Here is a 17809-nt window from a genome sequence, read left to right on the forward strand (position 1 = left end):
AAGTTTTACAAAAAACATCAAAAAATGATAAATAGGATAAAAGTCGGATACAAAGATTCAGAAAAAAGTAAAAAGAGATTGAAAATTCAATCTCTGTACGAAGAATCTAATGTTTTTTTCTGTTTTCTTTCGCATGTTTAAGCTTAATAGGTGTAACGTCTTGACCCTCTTCATCCACTATTTTAATACTTAATAAATTATTTTTTAAGGATTTGCGTACTGAAGAGATATACTCTTCTCGAAGCACTTTCTGCTCTCTCTTTTCTTCCTCAGTTAAAGTAGATACCTTCGACTTCTGAGACAGCTCATTAATCCTGTCAATCTTCTCTTTCGATAACACTGCAATCTCCTTCCGTGAACCATTATCACATATTTTTTCTCTTAATCATATTATAGCCTTTTAGAAGAAAAATAAAGCAATAATGCCTAGTTTAGAAGAAAAACAGTGTCATTTTATCAAAAAATAAGTCGTTATGTATTTTTTTACTGCTCTGCTACAAGCACAACAAGGGTTTGTCCTGGATAGATCATTACATTATCTAGATTATTCACTTTTTGTACATGATAAATATATTCTTGTATCGATACGCCTGATTCTAGATAGTATTGGCTAGCAATGGACCAAAGAGTATCTCCTTCATTCACCCTAATTTCTTGCATTTCATACGATTCTTGATTGGCATAAACTTGATCTACAGTAAAAAGTGCACCTACAATTAACAGTAAAAACAGCAAAAAATATGAATATTCTCTTGTTTTATTAAAAATAATGATCATCATTTCACTCACCTCAAACGTTTGTTCTTATATTTTGAATTATAAAGGGAACATACATTCCTGTCAATAAGATTATTCGAACTTATGTTTGTTCTTATTTTTGTTCTGTGTTATAATTCAGGTAAATTATTCTAGTAAAAATTGAGGTGAACTCATGTCTAACTTATCTAAAAGACAACATGCTATATTGGAGTTTATAAAAACAGAAGTTAGAGAAAAAGGCTATCCACCTTCTGTAAGGGAGATTGGTGAGGCAGTTGGTCTTGCTTCTAGTTCTACTGTTCATGGACATCTAGCAAGACTGGAGAAGAAAGGATATATTCGTAGAGACCCTACTAAGCCACGGGCTATTGAGATTCTTGAAGATGACCTCTATGGAATGAATCAGCCTATTTCTATGATCCAAGTTCCTGTTTTAGGAAAAGTAACAGCAGGTGAACCGATTACAGCTATCGAGAATGTAGAGGAATATTTCCCTTTACCTGAAAGATACGGATCGGCAGATGATAATATTTACATGCTAGTGGTTCAAGGTGACAGTATGATCGAGGCGGGAATCTTCGACCGAGATTATGTCATCGTAAAGCAGCAAAATGTTGCCAAAAATGGTGAGATTGTCGTAGCCATGACGGAAGAGGGCGAAGCAACGGTCAAGCGCTTTTTTAAGGAGAAAAATTATTTTAGACTGCAACCAGAAAATCCTTCTTTAGAACCGATTATTTTAAGTGAAGTAACCATTCTAGGAAAAGTTATTGGAGTCTTTCGGGATATCCACTAAAAAACCCTACTCCAAATAGACTAACCTAAAGTTATTGAAACACTATAAAACACCTTCAAAGTGGTACACTTATAAAAAGTGATAATTTGAAGGTGTTTTTGTATGGGCAAAAACGCGTATTCACGGTTTATATTTTTAGAGAAAAGCTTAAGGAGTGAATTACCATTGAAACAATATAAAGTGGTTAGCAGTCATGTATCAAATTACCCAGATCCTATAGTCTTAAAAAAAAATCAAGAAGTTTATTACGGAGAAGAAGATACACAGTTCCCTAACTGGATTTTTTGTAAATCCATTACCACAGGTAAAAAAGGCTGGGTACCAAAGCAAATTTTAACCTCTCCAAATACTTTAGGAATAGCAAAAGTAAGCAAAGATTATTCTGCTCATGAATTAACTATTGATCATGGCGAAATATTATATGGATTGGAACATTTGAATGATTGGACATACTGCAAGACTAAGAGTGGAGAATTTGGATGGATTCCAACCTTCTGTTTGTCTGCCATATAAAGTTCCAAAAAAAGATCAGGCTACCACACACCAATAAAAACTTGGTAGTATGGTAGCCATTTATTTCATGTATAAATTCTAGTACATCGCTAGATACTGATCTCTTTCCCAAGGATGAACCTGGGTTCTGAACATATCCCATTCTATTTCTTTTGCTTCTACAAAGTGAGTAATCGCATGCTCTCCAAGAGCCTCGATGATCACAGGATTACTCTTAAGCTCTTCGATCGCTTCTTTTAAAGTAGATGGCAAGCTTTCAATTCCTGCTTCTTTACGATCTTCTTCATTCATAATGTAGATGTTTCGATTCGTTGGAGGAACCAATTTCAATTTGTTTCGAATACCGTCAAGCCCAGCAGCTAACATAACCGCTAATGCTAAATATGGATTTGCAGCCGGATCTGGATTACGCACTTCAATACGTGTACTTAAGCCTCTAGATGCAGGAATACGAACAAGTGGGCTTCTGTTTTTAGCTGACCATGCTACATAGCAAGGAGCCTCATATCCAGGTACTAAACGTTTGTAAGAGTTAACCGTAGGATTTGTGATGGCAGCAAAGGATCTAGCATGTTTTAACAATCCTGCTAAGTAATGCTTTGCCGTTTCACTTAAGCCTAGCTCATCTGATTCATCATAGAACGAATTTTCTTTTCCGCTGAATAGTGATTGGTGACAGTGCATACCTGATCCATTCACACCATACAATGGCTTCGGCATAAATGTAGCATGAAGACCATGCTGTCTAGCAATACTCTTTACTACCAGTTTAAATGTCTGGATATAGTCTGCTGCTGTAACCGCATCTGTATATTTAAAATCGATTTCATGCTGACCTGGAGCCACTTCATGGTGGGAAGCCTCAATTTCAAATCCCATACTTTCAAGAGTCAAAACGATATCTCGACGGCAATTTTCACCGAGGTCTGTCGGAGCTAAGTCAAAGTAACCTCCCTTATCGTTTACATCTAAAGTAGGCTCACCGTTCTCATCTGTTTTAAATAAGAAAAACTCTGGCTCTGGACCTACATTCATAGCAGTAAAACCAAGGGCTTCAGCATCTTTTAATACTCTTTTTAATACGCCACGAGGGTCCCCTTCAAAAGGTGTTCCATCTGGATTATAAATATCACAAATAAATCTGGCTACTTTCCCCTCACCTGTAGTCCAAGGGAAAATCATCCATGTATCTAGTTCTGGATAGAGATACATATCAGATTCTTCAATACGTACAAAGCCTTCGATAGAAGAACCATCAAACATCATCTTATTATCCAATACCTTTGGTAGCTGACTAATAGGAACTTCCACGTTTTTAATAATTCCTAAAAGGTCTGTAAATTGCAAACGCAAGAAACGAACATTTTCTTCCTTCGCCATACGAATAATGTCTTCTTTAGAATAGTTTTTTCTCACTATGGTCTCCTCCTAAAATAAAAATATCTATTTTTATGAAAGCTTCATAAAAAACCAGTTAGTTGAAAAATCTAGATAGCTGACCTTGAATAAGCGAAACCTTCTCTCCAGCTCGAGCAGCAAAAAGCTCCTTCTTCAGCATTTGTCTTACTTCTTGATCTGACAAGTCCTGATTCTGTTTGTCTTTCTTAGATGGAATGATATTCTCCTCTTGTTTCTTTAACTGATAGACTTCCTTAATCCCTGCAATATTAACCCCTTTATCTATGAGGTCCTTAATTTCAAGCAGGCGATCAATATCATTTAAAGAAAAAATACGTTGTTTCCCTTCATTTCTAACAGGCTTTACCAGTCCTTGTTCTTCATAGTATCGAATTTGTCTTGCCGTTAAGTCTGTAAGCTTCATCACGATACCTATAGGGAATAGGGCCATATTACGACGAATCTCATTACTCAAAAGAAACGCCTCCTTACATTCATTACTTTAATGACCATGCCTTTATTCTATCAACTGTAATGGAAGGTGTCAATCTATGTCAGAATATTTAACATGGGTCATTCAAGAGTTAGTAGTTTCTTCTCAATCATTTGGTTTAAAGCGGTTAAGATCCCGATTTTAACATGTTCATACGTTAACCCACCTTGGACAAATCCTAAATAAGGAGGACGTATAGGACCATCGGCAGAAAATTCAATACTAGCTCCTTGAATAAAGGTTCCTGCTGCCATGATCACTTGATCCTCATAGCCAGGCATTTCGCTTGGATAGGGAGTCACATGGGCATTTATTGGAGCAGCTTTTTGGATCCCTTGACAAAACGCAACTAGGTTTTCTGCCGAATCAAATTGAATAGATTGAATCAAGTCCGTTCTTTTATCATTCCATAATGGATTTGTGGTAAAACCAAGCTCTTCTAGCAGAGCGGATGAAAAAATAGCTCCTTTTAATGCCTCTCCCACCACATGTGGCGCTAAGAAAAGCCTGATACATTTCTAATAATGAGTACAGGCTGGCTCCCCCTTCTAAGCCAATCCCTGGGGCTGCCAGACGAGTTCCTGCTAGCTCAATCCAATCTCTTTTCCCTACAATGTATCCGCCTGTTTTCACAAGCCCTCCACCTGGGTTTTTAATCAGGGAGCCCGCCATGATGTCTGCTCCCACTTGTGTAGGTTCTTCTTGTTCTACAAATTCACCATAGCAATTATCTACAAACACAATTAAATCTTCTCTGATCTCTTTGATTTTTTGTATCATTTCTTTTATTTCTTCTAGTGTGAAAGACGGTCGGTTGGCATATCCTCTAGAACGCTGAATCCCAATTACTTTTGTCCTTTGGCTTATTTTGTTCTGGACTTGCTGAATATCTACGGAGCCATCCGCCATTAAATCGATATATTGATAACCAATCTGAAAATCAGCAAGTGAGCCGGGAACTCGACCTGGGTTTTGAGGATCACCAACAATTTTGTCCAACGTATCGTATGGCTTCCCAGTAATATAAATCAATTCATCACCTGGTCGTAACAAGCCAAACAAGCAAGTGGCTATTGCATGAGTCCCTGATATTAATTGCGGACGTACAATAGCGGCTTCAGCTCCGAATACATCGGCATAGACTCTTTCTAAAGTATCTCTTCCTAGATCATCATAACCATAGCCAGTACTTGGGGTGAAATGATGATCCCCAATCTCATGAGATCGAAAGGAGTTTAACACCTTCCACTGATTGAATTCTACGACCTGCTTCACTTCTTTAACTCGTTGCGCTATTTTGTTTTCTATTTTCTCTACATATGGTTCTAATAATTTTCCATGACGTAAAAATTGGTACATTGACATTGATTATGTATTCTCCTCTTTGACCGGTGTCTGTATGTAATAGCCTGCCATCGTTTCATGCAACGCATGAGTCTTTGGCAGATGTAGTTCAATTCGATACCCTTGCTTCTCCTCGTCCCATTTTTCACTTGCCACAAATCCATACTGACGGCATTTTGCAATAAGATCCCCTTTATCACTTGGGATCAGCAGATGATAAGGAAGCATCAGTTCTCGTAACTCCTGCTCTATTCTTTGTTTGAGATGTTTCATATCGCCTGACTTAAATGAGGATACATACTCGTCCTTTTGCCCTCTGAGCAGGGAAGATGCTGGTGGTAAATCAGATTTATTAAATACTTTGACCACAGGAATATGTCCCGCTCCTAATTGAGTGATCAAACCTTCCACAACCTGAATATGCTCTTCATATTCTTCATCCTGACTATCAATAATATGTAAAATTAAATCAGCTTCTTTTACTTCTTCTAAGGTGGAACGAAATGCAGCAATTAAGGTGGTTGGCAAGTCTTGAATAAAGCTACTGTATCTGTAATTAATACATCAATGCCCGATGGGAGCCGCAGTTGTTTCGTTGTCGTATCAAGAGTAGCAAATAGCTGGTTCTCCACATAGGTTTCGGCTTCGGTTAGATGGTTCAAGAGAGTGGATTTACCCGCATTTGTATAACCCACAAGAGCGATCTGCCATACATTATTTTTCTTCCGACGTTCACGAAACCTTTCACGATGGGAAACAATTTTGTTCAGGGCGGTTTCTAGCTCTGTCATCCTACGACGAATATGCCTTCTTTCTACCTCCAGCTTGGTTTCCCCAGGACCCCTTGTTCCGATCCCACCACCTAGACGAGATAAATCCTTTCCTCGTCCCACAATTCGCGGAAGCAGGTACTTGAGTTGAGCCAGCTCCACTTGAAGCTGTCCTTCTCGGGAACGTGCTCGCAAAGCAAAAATGTCCAGAATGAGCTGTGTCCGATCAACGACTTTACAAGGAATGGTGCGCTCTAAATTACGTAGCTGGCTAGGTGTTAATTCATCATTGAAAATAACCACATCAATCTCAAGCTCTTCTACTACATTTTTTATTTCATTCACTTTTCCTTTCCCAATGTAGGAGGAGGAATCAATTCGATCTCTTTTTTGGGTCAAGGTTAAGATTGGATTTGCCTGAGCTGTTTCCGTTAATAAAGAGAGCTCTCTCAAAGAGCTCTCCACTTTTTCCTCAGATTGATGAGGGAGTATACACCCAACTAATATCGCCTTTTCTTTTTCGACCATGAAGATCATCCTATCTTTTGTACATTTCTCTTTTGTATCGTACCAAATTCTAGTACAAGAAGCTAGTGGGCTATTGATTTTGTTCAAATGCGACAATATCTTGTGCAGAGAGAATCATCAGATCGTCCTTGGTATTATACGAATGGTGAAGGAGACGAACCGCATGTTCTCGAATCGCTTTCTCGATTAAGTTACGAACAAATCTAGCATTACTGAAGTTATTATTCTTCTCCCTCATTTGATCATACAATAATTGCTTGATCTTCTGCTTGGCTTGAGGAGAAAGCTGGTATTCTCGATCCTCCACCATGATTTCAGCGATAGATAGAAGTTCATGAACCGTATAATTCTTAAATTCGAGTTGAATGGGGAAGCGTGAAGGAAGTCCTGGATTCGATCGTAAGAAATAATCCATTTCACTTGGGTATCCTGCTAAAATTAAGACAAATTCATCTTTATGATCCTCCATGGCTTTGACTAAACAATCCACCGCTTCCTTACCAAAATCCTTCGATCCCCCTCGTGCCAATGAATACGCCTCGTCAATAAAAAGAATCCCACCCAAGGCTTTTCGTACAAGGTCACGCGTTTTCTGAGCAGTATGACCAATATATTCACCCACCAAGTCAGCTCGTTCTACTTCTACTAAATGCCCCTTGCTTAGCACTCCCATTTCTTGAAAAAGCTTACCTAAGATTCGTGCCACCGTCGTTTTTCCTGTTCCTGGATGCCCCTTGAAGACCATATGAAGGGTTTGATGCGAGGCTTTTAACCCTAACTCTCTTCGACATTGTGTAATGTATAGCCAAGCATAAATCTCATAAACAAAGTCCTTTACATTTTGCAGCCCCACAAGGCGATCAAGTTGCCTCATCACTCGATCTAAGGCTAAATGTTTTCTATGATCAAATGAATGGTGTCTCCCATTGACGATCGTTGTTGTCGCTGCATAACTTGTCTCCAAAGGAAAGGTTACGTTAATCTGACCTGAAGATTGACGAAAAACAGGTCTACTCAATGTCTGTCACCTCTCTTATTACGATGTATAGCATTATACGCAGGAGCCTAGAGAATGGTGAACAGACTTTTCATCACGTTTATTTTCGTTTGCGCATCATATCATACGCAGAAACTGGATGCTTCACTTGGACATAAATATTCATTTGAGCATGAGGAGCGCGTTCAATAGGCTCGAAGTTTTCATCCCACATCTGGGTAATTTCTTGTTCAAATCTCGCCATACGAGGACCAAAGAATTCTACTTGATCTCCTATAGAAATTAAATTACGTTGCTGAATTTTAGCGATGCCAGTTTTTGCATCATAATCTAAAATCAAGCCCACAAATTGATATTGCTGCATTTTTTCAGGTAAACCATACAACTGATCATTCACAGTGGGCTGTCCGAAATAAAACCCGGTTGTCATGGAGCGTTGCGCGGCTTTCAGCATTTCTTCCTTCCACTCTTGTTTAAACGTAAATCCTTGTGGATCTTGACAATAACGATCAATGATTTCTCGGTAGGTACTTACTACCGTGGCGATATAATGGATACTTTTCATTCGACCTTCAATTTTCAGACTGTCCACACCTGAGTCGATTAACTGAGGTAAATGTTCTACCATGCTTAAGTCTTTGGAACTCATCGTGTATGAAGTGTCCGCATATGCTTCATTCCCTGCTTCACTTAGCAAATCATAGTTCCAACGGCAGGATTGAGCACAGCCACCACGATTGGCATCTCTCGCTGTCATATGATTGGACAGTACACATCGACCAGAATAGGAAATACACATAGCGCCATGAATAAATGCTTCAATTTCAATATTTACTCGTTCTTTCATCAGCTTGATCTCTTCAATCGAAACCTCTCGAGCAAGAACAACACGAGGAATCCCTTCCTCTGCCCAAAACTTAACGGTTTTCCAATTCGTTATGGAGGCTTGCGTACTAATATGAATCTCCAAGTCAGGAGCTGCATCTCTACAAGCCATCACAAGAGCTGGATCAGCTACAATCACCGCATCCACACCCACAGCATGAAGTTTTTGAAAATAGTCTTTAGCACCTTTTAGATCTTCATTATGGGCAATAATATTTGTGGCTACAAACACCTTAGCTTGATGCTGTTTCGCAAAATCCACCCCATTTTCCATATCCTCAAAAGTAAAATTCCCCGCTTTGGCACGTAAACCAAATTGTTTTCCGCCAATATATACTGCATCTGCTCCATAGCGTATGGCAAATTTTAATTTTTCCAAGTCTCCCGCAGGCGCTAATAGTTCAGGTCTTTTTATTATAAAAGAAGAATCTACTTTCCCTTCGTTCTCCTGTATTATTCCTCTATTCTTATCTTCATCTATCGAATACATTGCTGATGATCCCTTCATCATAACCCCTCCGTTCTACGTTAGTAGACCTGTTCTTTGAAATAAAAGCCAGTACTTAGCTTACGATTATTAGGTTGTATTGTTTTTATCTGTTCCAGCCAAATAGATACTTTCTCTTTGTATTTCTGCGGATCGACACAGTAAGTATCCATCGCTTCACGGTAAATACGCACTATTTCTGTATTGTAAGCTGTTGGTTTTAACAACCCTTCGATTTTTACGCTTTTTACGTTAGATTCAATGAATGCTGGAAGGTGTTCAATCATACAAATATCTTCGTTGCTCATGATATGTGTACCACCCCCATCTTCATAAATCGGGTAGTGTGTAGGAGCCTCCTTCTGTTCACGAAGAAATAATGGTTCAGTAGGCTGGCATTGGTTAATATGATCAAAATAATGACTCACCAATTGTCGTTTAGAATGAAAAATACAGGTCATTCCATGGATTTGCACTTCTATTTCCACATCCGTTTGAAGACTGATGTTTTGTACTTCTGTTAACGTCAATTCCCTAGCAACTACAGCACGCTTAATCCCTTTGTTTTTCCAAAATTCAATCGTTTCGTAGTTCGTAGAGGTCGTTTCTGCATTCCAATGCAATTTGAAAGGAAGCTTCAACTCTTGGACTGTCATCCAAACAGCAGGGTCTCCAAACACAAGGGTATCTACCCCTATTTCGTGCAATTGCCTCAAATAATCCTCTAACTGTTCTACCGTATCGTTGTGCAATAAGCTATTCATCATCACATAAACCTTAACGTTTTTTTGTTGAGCATATTGAACAGCAGATTCTATATCTGAGAGCTGAAAATCACCAGGAACACGAAGCCCAAATTGTTGATGACCAACACAGACGGCATCTGCACCAGCCTCAATCACAGCGGTTAGTTCATGCATATCTTTTACCGAAACCAAAAGTTCAATTTTTTTCATCTCTTTCACCTCACATAAGTTACAGTATATAAGAGATGACACTTCACACACTGTGACAAATGTCACATTAAAAAAAGTACCATCAAGGTACTTTTTTCCGAAGATTATTTATGATTCTCAAATACACGAACTATTTCATCAATTGCATAACTATTAGCTACAGGAGAGAAGCCAAAGTTAAACCATTCCTTATCTCCGACTAGGTAAATCTTGTTCTTCTGCACTGCGTTCAAATTCTTCCAAATGTTGCTTTGGATCATATCCTCATACATTTTTCTAGCTTGTGTACCATTCTCCCCGTCATCCACTTGGATAATAATATGATCAGGGTTGTATTCAGGTAACATTTCTAAAGAAATGGATACACTACCTTCATCTGCTGGATAAGCACTCACTGGCTTTAGTCCAAGCTCTCTATGAATAATGCTTCCCCTACTTGACTGCTCCCCTAATACATAAACAGCTTTGGACATAACTCTCATATAGAGGACCGTTTCATCTCCGACAATAGCATGGAGCTTTTGCTTTGCTTCATCTGTTTTTCGTTCGTACTCTTGGATCACTTGTTCCGCCTTTTCGAATTTACCAAGAGCCTGTCCCATTTCCCTAAGTTCATCACGCCAATCATCATGGTCTGGTAACAAAACCGTAGGGGCTATTTTTGACAATTGATCATAGCTTTTCTCATCTCGCCAAGTGGGGGCAAGAATGAGATCAGGTTCAGCCTCTAGCATCGCTTCAAAGCTAGCACCATCAACACTCCCCAATTTCATCACATCTTGAAATGCTGGGTGAAGATAGGCAGGAAATTCTTCATGATAGTTTTCTGCAGCTACAGGAATGACACCAAGCGCATATAGAAATTCAGGATACGTAACAGACGTGCCAATGATTCTCTTCTCTGGATTCTGTTGCTTTTCTACCTCATTACTCTCATTCTTCACTTCTTGGTTATGGTCCATTGTCCCTGTAGATTCATTGCTAGTGGCTCCACAAGCTGACATCACCAATAATATAAACATGATAATCCCTGTTTGTAACATTTTTGTATGTTTCATTTGTTTTTTGTGCCTCCATGTTTTGATTAATAATAATTCTCATTCTCATTATAAAGGGAGAATGTTGTTTACTGTATAGAGGATTGGGAATAATACATTGGATTTTGGGGAATTATTGCGATCTTAAATGTTGTAATTGATCACTGCTTATGAGCAGTAAAAGCATAATCTTTCTTGTAAAACTTCTAAGACTTCTTCTGGCACTTCCCTGACCTTGATATCATCACCTAGGAAAAGTAGCCAATTTGTTATTTCCTTTACTTCTTCTGAATTATTAACATCAATAAAAGTCTTTAGAATGGCTGTGGTTTGGTAAGGATTCGTATAGGAAATAGAAACTTTTAAAGGATGGTATTTTTTGAACTGGGCAATCGCCTTTGGACCAAGTTCAAAGACTAGGTTCATTCCTTCTTCCTGCTTACTTAGTTTTTCTAAAATCTTTTTCTTACTTATTCTTTTTTCCCCAGGGAAGGGTTTTACATTGGTAAGATTGTCGACAGGAAAAAATTTCCTCTTTTCTTCCTTTAAGTAAAATCCTTCAATTATCCATTGGCTTTTTTCACGATAAAGGTGCAAGAGATAAATTGGATAAGACTTTATTACCTTCTCTTCTTTGATGGTAATCAATAAATAACGATTCAAAAGAAGGATTTGGATAAGTTTTTCTAACATCGAATGGGGAAGGTCTGATAGATCAAGTAGGTCGGGATTATTTGGGTTGGTTCCTTCAAAAAGCAAGATTTGATTTAAAAGAACAAGATCATCTTGCTGATTTTCTGAAATGAGGCCTAGTAATTTTTCAGTTAAAGACTGACGACTCTTTAGATACGGGAGCTGTTGATTTTTTGTGGCCATAAAGGCAATAAAAAGAGCTTTGATCTCATTATCGGTAAAGCGAACCGTAGGCAGAACGGAGTTGTTCATGACAAAATAGCCTCCATCCCTTCCAACTTCAGCGACAAGAGGCATCCCCATGGCTTCAATTTCTCTGATATCTCTTATAGCTGTCGAACGAGAGATATTAAACTCTCGCATGATTTCAGAGATTGTAAAGTTGGCGCGGTTGTTAATATACCGCATGATGATATTAATCCGTTCAACTTTTTTCATCGGACCTCCTAAACAGTATCATTTTTTGACATGATTTAAGATTATTATAAACCTATCAAGTGAAAAGACAAATCATTTGATAAATTTATAAAAAAGGATGGTTTTGAATATGGTTGATTATACCCTAGAAGAAAAAAACAGCTTTACCGTTTTAGGTTTGGGAACTGAGCTTAAGAGCGATTACACAGACTATGCTGGCATAAACAAGGAAAAGGAAGACTTTTGGCAGGCTGTTAAACAAGATGGAAAGCTTGACACTTTAAAAGCCATAGCCACAAATGACTATATTTTTGCCGTGAATGAAGCGGTGAATAACAAGATGATGCATTATGCTGGTGTCATGACAGAAGCATCGGTATCAGAAGAATCCAGAGTCATCCAATTTCCTAAAGGGGAATACCTAGTTGTTAAGGGGGAAGGAAAAACGTTTAATGAATTGAGTAATAAGCTTACTGTCATTGCCTTTGGTCAAGTCTTACCAGAAGCAAAGGATTTTGCCTATGTTGGCGGTCCAAATGCATCGGTTGAGATGGGGCAGCGAAACGGCTTAGTATTTGGTGAAATGTGGATTCCTGTTGTTAGGAAATAAACAGATAAAACGAGGAAGAAAATATGACCAATAACGTAAGACCAAGAAGAATAATTTTAGATTTAGCTGTAACTTTAGATGGTTTTATCGAAGGGAAAAATGGGGAAGTTGATTGGTGTATCATGGATCTGAGATGAGCTTTATTGATTTTTTAAATCAAGTTGATACTATTTTATATGGAAGAAAAAGCTACGATTTATGGGGACAATTTACTCCAGAAATTAAAGTAGCTGATACTGAAAAAGAAATTTGGGAATTGGTTCATAGTAAAGAAAAATATGTGTTTTCCAGAACGCAAAGGACGGATAATAAAGCAATATTCATAAATGATAATATTCTTGAAGAAGTAAATAAATTAAAGAATAAGCCTGGTAAAGACATCTGGTTATATGGTGGAGCAAGTCTAATAACAACTTTTATCAATTTAGGGCTTGTTGATGAATTTAGATTATCTGTTCATCCTGTTATTTTGGGAGAAGGAAAACCGTTGTTTATTGGTATAAAACAGAGGTTGAATTTAAAAATGGTTAATACAAGAACGTTCTCCTCTGGCGTTGTGCAACTAATATACCATTTGAATGAGAATTAAAATATTGCACATTCATAAATAAAATACAATAAATATCAATATCAGATACTCTATTCTTCACTGGTTTTCCTTCGATCTTTTATGTTGTTTTCTTTTCAAATACATTGACTAAATGGTCGATCGCATAGCAGGTCGCAAGTGGTGAAAAGGAAAAATTATACCATTCCTTTCCATTTAACACATGCACCTGTTTATTCTTTACAGCTCGCAATTCATTCCATTGTCTACTCTTCACCAGTTGCTGTAAACGTGCTGGAGGATCTTTTTCTCTTTGATCAATGTGCAAAAAAATATGGTCTGCATTACACAGGAACAATTCACTCAAAGAAAGAGAACTCCCTGACAATTCTTGAGGAAAGGTAGCTAGCGGAGTAAGCGCTAACTGTTCGTATATCATTTGCCCACGGGATGAGCCTGGTCCATAAGCAACCAATTCTTTGCCTGTCAGCCTCAAATACATAACGGTTTGATCTCCAAGAACCTGACGAAGTCTTGCCCTTGCTTTCGCTACCTTTTCTTCATAGTGTTGGATCACTCTCTCGGCTGTTTGGTGCTTTCCTACTATTTCTCCAATATCACGTAATTCCTCACGCCAATGACCATGATTAGCAATGAGAACAGTAGATGCAATCTGGGAAAGTTGTTCGTAATTCCCTTCATCTCTCCATAAAGGGGCTAGAATGAGATCTGGATTCATAGATTGGAGTTGACCTTCAGTAAATAATGAGGAATCACCAAGAATTCGAACGTCTTGAAAAGAATTCTGGAGATAAGCTGGATATTGGCTGTAAAAGCATTGTGCAGCAATTGGAGTAACACCCAAAGAATATAACAATTCAGGATAAGTAACAGAGGTAGCGAAGTAACGTCGGTTGCGAATAAAAGCCCTGGGGGCAACTCCTACAATCTTTTTAAATCGGCGGTTAAAATAATGTTCATCCTGAAAACCAACCTGACGAGCAATTTCATAGAGAGTGACTCCTTCACAAGGTAACAGCTCTTTTGCTCGTCGGATTCTTAATTCCGTTATGTAATCGCTTGGACTTTTTCCAGTTAATTCTTTGAACAAGGCGGAATACCAGCGACGACTCAAATTCGCCATTTGTGCCAACTTTTCAATCGTTACTTGTTCCTGAAAGTGCTGATTCAAATATTGAATCGTATGTTCTACCGCTCTTTTTGGATCCTCTTTTTGCTCTGTCCACTTTTGATTTACTAGATCATACATCATTTTTTGAAAGCGAAAATGATTGAAGAATTGCTCTCGATCTTCTTCCTTTTTTGAATAGACAAATAGTTGTTCCATCACACTCTCTAGTTGTTGAAAGGGCTTAACCTGCCACTCTTCATTCCTATTAAAAAACGAGTCGAAATTGGGTTCCTGTTTATCTAGCCATTCCTGTTGATTTACTTCCTCTTGATTTACTTTATGTAGGGTGAAGGAAAGAAGGTACATATGAAGCGGAGTTGTCCCTTCTGCCTTAAGCGAAATGCTTGTACCTGGGATAATGCACCATAATTTTCCACGCATCAATTTATACTGGGATTTGTTTACTTCTATTGTGCCTCGTCCTGCTGTGACTAATAATAGGGTATGTGCTGCACATATCTCGTTAATAGAATGAGCCTGTTGCTGAATACAACTTTCCCGTATGCTGTTCATTGTATAGTGTGTGTCTCTAAAGGGAATGAGTGTATTCTTTTGCCCACTATCAACATGATTTTCAGTACCCTGTATCCATGTACTAAGTCTATTCATTTGGTTATTCATGACTTGTATGAGAATACTCTTGGTGGATCGTCAATAGGTCTTCAACTGGAGTCCGACGTTTAGGTCGTGGTACTTTGCTTTCATCAAAATAACCTAAATGAAGAGTCCCGACAACTCTTTCACCTGCTTTTACACCTACTGATTCCAGAAATTTAGGGTCCCAGTTGTAGTCATTTGTTTTCCAAACAACACCAATTCCCCTGTCCCATGCAAGCAGTTGTAGATTTTGAATTAATGCAGCTGATGCAGAAAAAGCATCCTCAAATTGCTTTTGACGCGGATCAGCCTCAATCACGACCAACAAATGTGCCTGCATCAATTCACAATACTGCTTCATCCCCCATTCTCCATACTTTTCAATCATTTCCTTGGATAAGGTTCGCGCGACCGCTTCAGCGAACGTTCTTCGACCTTCCCCCATAAACAAGATAAAACGCCATGGTTCTCTAGCAGAATGAAAATGTGCCCATACGGCATCCTCTAATAGTTTAATAACCTCTTCTTGATTCATCGGTTCTCCATTAAAGTCACGGATTGTTCTTCTTGTACGAATGGTTTCCTCAATCCCTACCTTCGCTGCATCCATAGATAAACACCCCTTTAATTGATAATGATTATTATTGTCGATTATATGGGTTGGAGCGATAGTTGTCAACACTAGGAGGGGTTAGAGTATCCTTCTCAATCTAATAGATAGAGAATCAATAAATGGCGTTCTCTTTTATATTTCTAGCATTTGTTCAATTAATTGCTCTGTGGTTAGTATCGTCGCAAATTCATCATGCAATGTCGCCAAGGTGATATTGTGTATGATATTTGCACTGTAGAACTGACCATGATGATCCATCATACCAAAAGCCGCCGTTGCATCTGATATAAGATAGGTACTGAATCCTAAATTTCCACTCATTCTTGTCGTAGTAGATACACAATGAGGAGTAGTCAAACCAGTGATAACAACAGTTGTGATCTCTTTCGATCTTAAAAACTCTTCTAAAGAAGTACCAATAAAACTACTGTTTACCTTTTTCGATATGACAATCTCATCTTCCAAAGGCTTCACGATTTCTTTTATAGCAAACCCTGCATTGCGGGGATAAAATAGAGAACTAGGATTATCAGACATATGTTGAATGTAGATAACCTGCCACCCTTTTTCTCTCCAATGTTTTAAGATTTTACTTATATTTTCTTCCGCATCTAAATTATTTCGTTCTCCCCATTTTTTATCTTCAAAGGCTTCCTGTACATCTACAATAAGCAAAGCTTTATTCATTTTATTCAACATAAGTTCCCCTCCTAAGCAGGCGTTTCATAGTAGCTTTAATCTTGTCCTACTTTATCACTTCTTCTTTCGAATAATAATACATCTCGCCAAACATGATTCAGCTTACCCATTTTTTCTCTTTTGCCCACTTCTCGAAAACCGTTTTTCTGATGTAGCCTAATACTTCCCATATTCTCTGGAAAGATCCCAGATTGTAGCATCCAATAGCCCTCTTCTTCTGACACTTCAATTAGTTTTTTGAATAAAGCTGTACCAATACCTCTTCCTCTTGCATTGTCTTTGATGTAGATACTTACCTCTGCTACTCCAACATAGACACACCTTGATGATACGCTGCTAAGAGCTGCCCATGCTAACAATTCAGCGTTTTCAAAATATCCCAAGCTACATGCAGATATATGGTCTTCAAACCACGCTTCTTTCGGTGGCGCCTCTGTTTGAAATGTAGCATGTCCCGTTTGGATGCCTTGTAGATAGATTTCTTTTATCTCTGCCCAATCTTCAAATGTGAGTTGGCGGATTTCATATGACATATTATCATCTCCAAGTATGTGTATCATTTAAATTGAAAGAACAGTAAATAGTGTTACATGAAGTAACATGAGCCCTAGGATATGAACCCCTTTTCGTGAAAGTTTTCTTAAAATAATACTATTAAAAAGAATCACACCAAAAATAAACAAAATACTAACAACAAAATAAGTAGTATTGGGTAATTCAAGTGTTAGAGTATGGAAAGGGGCGGATGGAACTATGCTCACTGTGTTTTGTAAATAGTGAATATTCTCTGAGATATTGATTGTTTCTATCATTAAACCAATCTCAGCGGTCAAGATGATGACACTTAGCATTACTGGGAAGAATAGTAGAAAATTGCTTAGGTATAGAAGAAAGATATTCATTCTATTTTTGTACTCCACTCCATACTCACCTGTTTCTTTAAGTTACAAGAGCCATCATCTGATTCCTGCTGACTAACCCTATATCCATGTCTTCTCCAATTTATCAGAATAGAATAAGATGGCTTTCTTATAGCTTTGTATATTTTTATCTGAGCTTGTTTCAACAAGGCTCTTTAATAGTAGTTCCATTGCTTTATCATGTTGACCGGTATTAAACAAGGTCATAGAATAAAATGCTTGGATCGCTTTATTTGCTGGAAATAAACGTATCCCTCGTTCCAATACCTCTCTCGATTTCTCATACTGTCCTATCACTCGATATGTACTACCTAAACCAATACATGCACCTTCTAAATCTTCACCAGCTAGCCCTTGTGATATAGCTTTCTCATAGTAAGGAACTGCTTCAAGCTCTTTCCCTAATACATCAAAGCTCCATGCACAATGATAATTTATTTCGGGGTCATCTGGGTACTTGAGAGCTAACTCTGTAAGAATTTCATTAGATTCCTGAAACTTACGTTCATTCCTTAGAGCAATAGCTTTAGTTAATTCTGATCTCATCACTAGTTCCTT

18 protein-coding genes and 3 pseudogenes are annotated in these 17809 nt (G+C 38.1%); 4 read left to right on the forward strand and 17 right to left on the reverse strand.

Going from position 1 to position 17809, the window contains the following annotated elements; all coding sequences use genetic code 11:
* Window positions 1-106: 106 nt before the first annotated feature.
* Window positions 107-340 (reverse strand): DUF896 domain-containing protein, encoded by a 234-nt coding sequence (locus JCM10596_RS03700; RefSeq protein ID WP_025025981.1) that lies wholly within the window; start codon window positions 338-340, stop codon window positions 107-109.
* Window positions 341-483: 143 nt separating this feature from the next.
* Entirely contained in the window at window positions 484-780 is a 297-nt protein-coding gene (yneA, locus tag JCM10596_RS03705; protein WP_034680406.1) for a cell division suppressor protein YneA, read from the reverse strand.
* Between the two features lie 151 nt (window positions 781-931).
* On the opposite strand from yneA, the gene lexA reads away from it, so the two are divergent.
* Together lexA and JCM10596_RS03715 are read left to right on the forward strand one after the other, a co-directional pair.
* Window positions 932-1555: a transcriptional repressor LexA gene (gene lexA, locus JCM10596_RS03710; protein WP_025025983.1), complete on the forward strand. Its 624-nt coding sequence runs from the start codon at window positions 932-934 to the stop codon at window positions 1553-1555.
* A gap of 165 nt (window positions 1556-1720) precedes the next feature.
* Window positions 1721-2068 (forward strand): SH3 domain-containing protein, encoded by a 348-nt coding sequence (locus JCM10596_RS03715; RefSeq protein WP_025025984.1) that lies wholly within the window; start codon window positions 1721-1723, stop codon window positions 2066-2068.
* A 78-nt stretch (window positions 2069-2146) separates the two neighbouring features.
* Here the strand turns inward: JCM10596_RS03715 and glnA are convergent, their stop codons facing one another.
* The 9 genes and pseudogenes from glnA to JCM10596_RS03760 all read right to left on the reverse strand — a co-directional run bounded on the left by glnA (window position 2147) and on the right by JCM10596_RS03760 (window position 12094).
* Window positions 2147-3484 (reverse strand): type I glutamate--ammonia ligase, encoded by a 1338-nt coding sequence (gene glnA / locus JCM10596_RS03720; RefSeq protein ID WP_025025985.1) that lies wholly within the window; start codon window positions 3482-3484, stop codon window positions 2147-2149.
* Between the two features lie 58 nt (window positions 3485-3542).
* Entirely contained in the window at window positions 3543-3941 is a 399-nt protein-coding gene (locus JCM10596_RS03725; protein ID WP_025025986.1) for a MerR family transcriptional regulator, read from the reverse strand.
* Window positions 3942-4039: 98 nt separating this feature from the next.
* Window positions 4040-5318: pseudogene (locus tag JCM10596_RS23650) on the reverse strand (methionine gamma-lyase family protein).
* A 9-nt stretch (window positions 5319-5327) separates the two neighbouring features.
* Window positions 5328-6601 (reverse strand): annotated as a pseudogene (gene hflX / locus JCM10596_RS31630) (GTPase HflX).
* A 70-nt stretch (window positions 6602-6671) separates the two neighbouring features.
* Entirely contained in the window at window positions 6672-7619 is a 948-nt protein-coding gene (gene spoVK, locus JCM10596_RS03740; RefSeq protein ID WP_025025987.1) for a stage V sporulation protein K, read from the reverse strand.
* A gap of 79 nt (window positions 7620-7698) precedes the next feature.
* Window positions 7699-8991 (reverse strand): peptidase U32 family protein, encoded by a 1293-nt coding sequence (locus tag JCM10596_RS03745; RefSeq protein WP_234410391.1) that lies wholly within the window; start codon window positions 8989-8991, stop codon window positions 7699-7701.
* A gap of 20 nt (window positions 8992-9011) precedes the next feature.
* Window positions 9012-9926, reverse strand: a complete 915-nt coding sequence (locus tag JCM10596_RS03750) for a peptidase U32 family protein (protein WP_025025989.1) — start codon at window positions 9924-9926, stop codon at window positions 9012-9014.
* Between the two features lie 104 nt (window positions 9927-10030).
* A complete protein-coding gene (locus JCM10596_RS03755; RefSeq protein ID WP_025025990.1) occupies window positions 10031-10984 on the reverse strand; it encodes an ABC transporter substrate-binding protein in 954 nt (317 codons plus the stop codon).
* Window positions 10985-11131: 147 nt separating this feature from the next.
* Window positions 11132-12094 (reverse strand): helix-turn-helix transcriptional regulator, encoded by a 963-nt coding sequence (locus tag JCM10596_RS03760; RefSeq protein ID WP_025025991.1) that lies wholly within the window; start codon window positions 12092-12094, stop codon window positions 11132-11134.
* A 109-nt stretch (window positions 12095-12203) separates the two neighbouring features.
* Between JCM10596_RS03760 and JCM10596_RS03765 the strand changes: the two genes are divergently transcribed.
* Complete coding sequence (locus tag JCM10596_RS03765) at window positions 12204-12683, forward strand: GyrI-like domain-containing protein (RefSeq protein ID WP_025025992.1); 480 nt, start codon at window positions 12204-12206, stop codon at window positions 12681-12683.
* A gap of 23 nt (window positions 12684-12706) precedes the next feature.
* Window positions 12707-13272: pseudogene (locus tag JCM10596_RS23660) on the forward strand (dihydrofolate reductase family protein).
* Between the two features lie 79 nt (window positions 13273-13351).
* Here the strand turns inward: JCM10596_RS23660 and JCM10596_RS27455 are convergent.
* From JCM10596_RS27455 to JCM10596_RS03800, 6 genes are all read right to left on the reverse strand, one after another.
* A complete protein-coding gene (locus JCM10596_RS27455; RefSeq protein WP_159102306.1) occupies window positions 13352-14935 on the reverse strand; it encodes an ABC transporter substrate-binding protein in 1584 nt (527 codons plus the stop codon).
* Window positions 14936-15035: 100 nt separating this feature from the next.
* Entirely contained in the window at window positions 15036-15629 is a 594-nt protein-coding gene (locus JCM10596_RS03780; protein ID WP_025025994.1) for a nitroreductase family protein, read from the reverse strand.
* Window positions 15630-15764: 135 nt separating this feature from the next.
* Window positions 15765-16319 carry a cysteine hydrolase family protein gene (locus JCM10596_RS03785; RefSeq protein ID WP_148302502.1) on the reverse strand — a complete coding sequence of 185 codons (555 nt, stop codon included), beginning with the start codon at window positions 16317-16319 and terminating at the stop codon, window positions 15765-15767.
* Window positions 16320-16366: 47 nt separating this feature from the next.
* Complete coding sequence (locus JCM10596_RS03790; protein WP_025025996.1) at window positions 16367-16864, reverse strand: GNAT family N-acetyltransferase; 498 nt, start codon at window positions 16862-16864, stop codon at window positions 16367-16369.
* 27 nt (window positions 16865-16891) lie between these two features.
* Window positions 16892-17251 (reverse strand): hypothetical protein, encoded by a 360-nt coding sequence (locus JCM10596_RS03795; protein ID WP_025025997.1) that lies wholly within the window; start codon window positions 17249-17251, stop codon window positions 16892-16894.
* A gap of 60 nt (window positions 17252-17311) precedes the next feature.
* Window positions 17312-17797 carry a tetratricopeptide repeat protein gene (locus JCM10596_RS03800; RefSeq protein ID WP_025025998.1) on the reverse strand — a complete coding sequence of 162 codons (486 nt, stop codon included), beginning with the start codon at window positions 17795-17797 and terminating at the stop codon, window positions 17312-17314.
* Between the last annotated feature and the right edge of the window lie 12 nt (window positions 17798-17809).

This window comes from Caldalkalibacillus mannanilyticus JCM 10596 (assembly GCF_000615945.1).
Lineage (GTDB): Bacteria > Bacillota > Bacilli > Caldalkalibacillales > JCM-10596 > Bacillus_AT > Bacillus_AT mannanilyticus.

What these genes read in the sequence shown, in the direction of transcription:
- lexA (WP_025025983.1), top strand. Translation starts at nt 932, where the DNA reads ATGTCTAACTTATCTAAAAGACAACATGCTATATTGGAGTTTATAAAA.
- JCM10596_RS03755 (WP_025025990.1), bottom strand. Translation starts at nt 10,984, where the DNA reads ATGAAACATACAAAAATGTTACAAACAGGGATTATCATGTTTATATTA.
- JCM10596_RS03780 (WP_025025994.1), bottom strand. Translation starts at nt 15,629, where the DNA reads ATGGATGCAGCGAAGGTAGGGATTGAGGAAACCATTCGTACAAGAAGA.
- JCM10596_RS03800 (WP_025025998.1), bottom strand. Translation starts at nt 17,797, where the DNA reads ATGAGATCAGAATTAACTAAAGCTATTGCTCTAAGGAATGAACGTAAG.
- JCM10596_RS03750 (WP_025025989.1), bottom strand. Translation starts at nt 9,926, where the DNA reads ATGAAAAAAATTGAACTTTTGGTTTCGGTAAAAGATATGCATGAACTA.
- JCM10596_RS03760 (WP_025025991.1), bottom strand. Translation starts at nt 12,094, where the DNA reads ATGAAAAAAGTTGAACGGATTAATATCATCATGCGGTATATTAACAAC.
- JCM10596_RS27455 (WP_159102306.1), bottom strand. Translation starts at nt 14,935, where the DNA reads ATGAACAGCATACGGGAAAGTTGTATTCAGCAACAGGCTCATTCTATT.
- JCM10596_RS03785 (WP_148302502.1), bottom strand. Translation starts at nt 16,319, where the DNA reads ATGAATAAAGCTTTGCTTATTGTAGATGTACAGGAAGCCTTTGAAGAT.
- JCM10596_RS03745 (WP_234410391.1), bottom strand. Translation starts at nt 8,991, where the DNA reads ATGAAGGGATCATCAGCAATGTATTCGATAGATGAAGATAAGAATAGA.
- yneA (WP_034680406.1), bottom strand. Translation starts at nt 780, where the DNA reads ATGATGATCATTATTTTTAATAAAACAAGAGAATATTCATATTTTTTG.
- JCM10596_RS03790 (WP_025025996.1), bottom strand. Translation starts at nt 16,864, where the DNA reads ATGTCATATGAAATCCGCCAACTCACATTTGAAGATTGGGCAGAGATA.
- JCM10596_RS03765 (WP_025025992.1), top strand. Translation starts at nt 12,204, where the DNA reads ATGGTTGATTATACCCTAGAAGAAAAAAACAGCTTTACCGTTTTAGGT.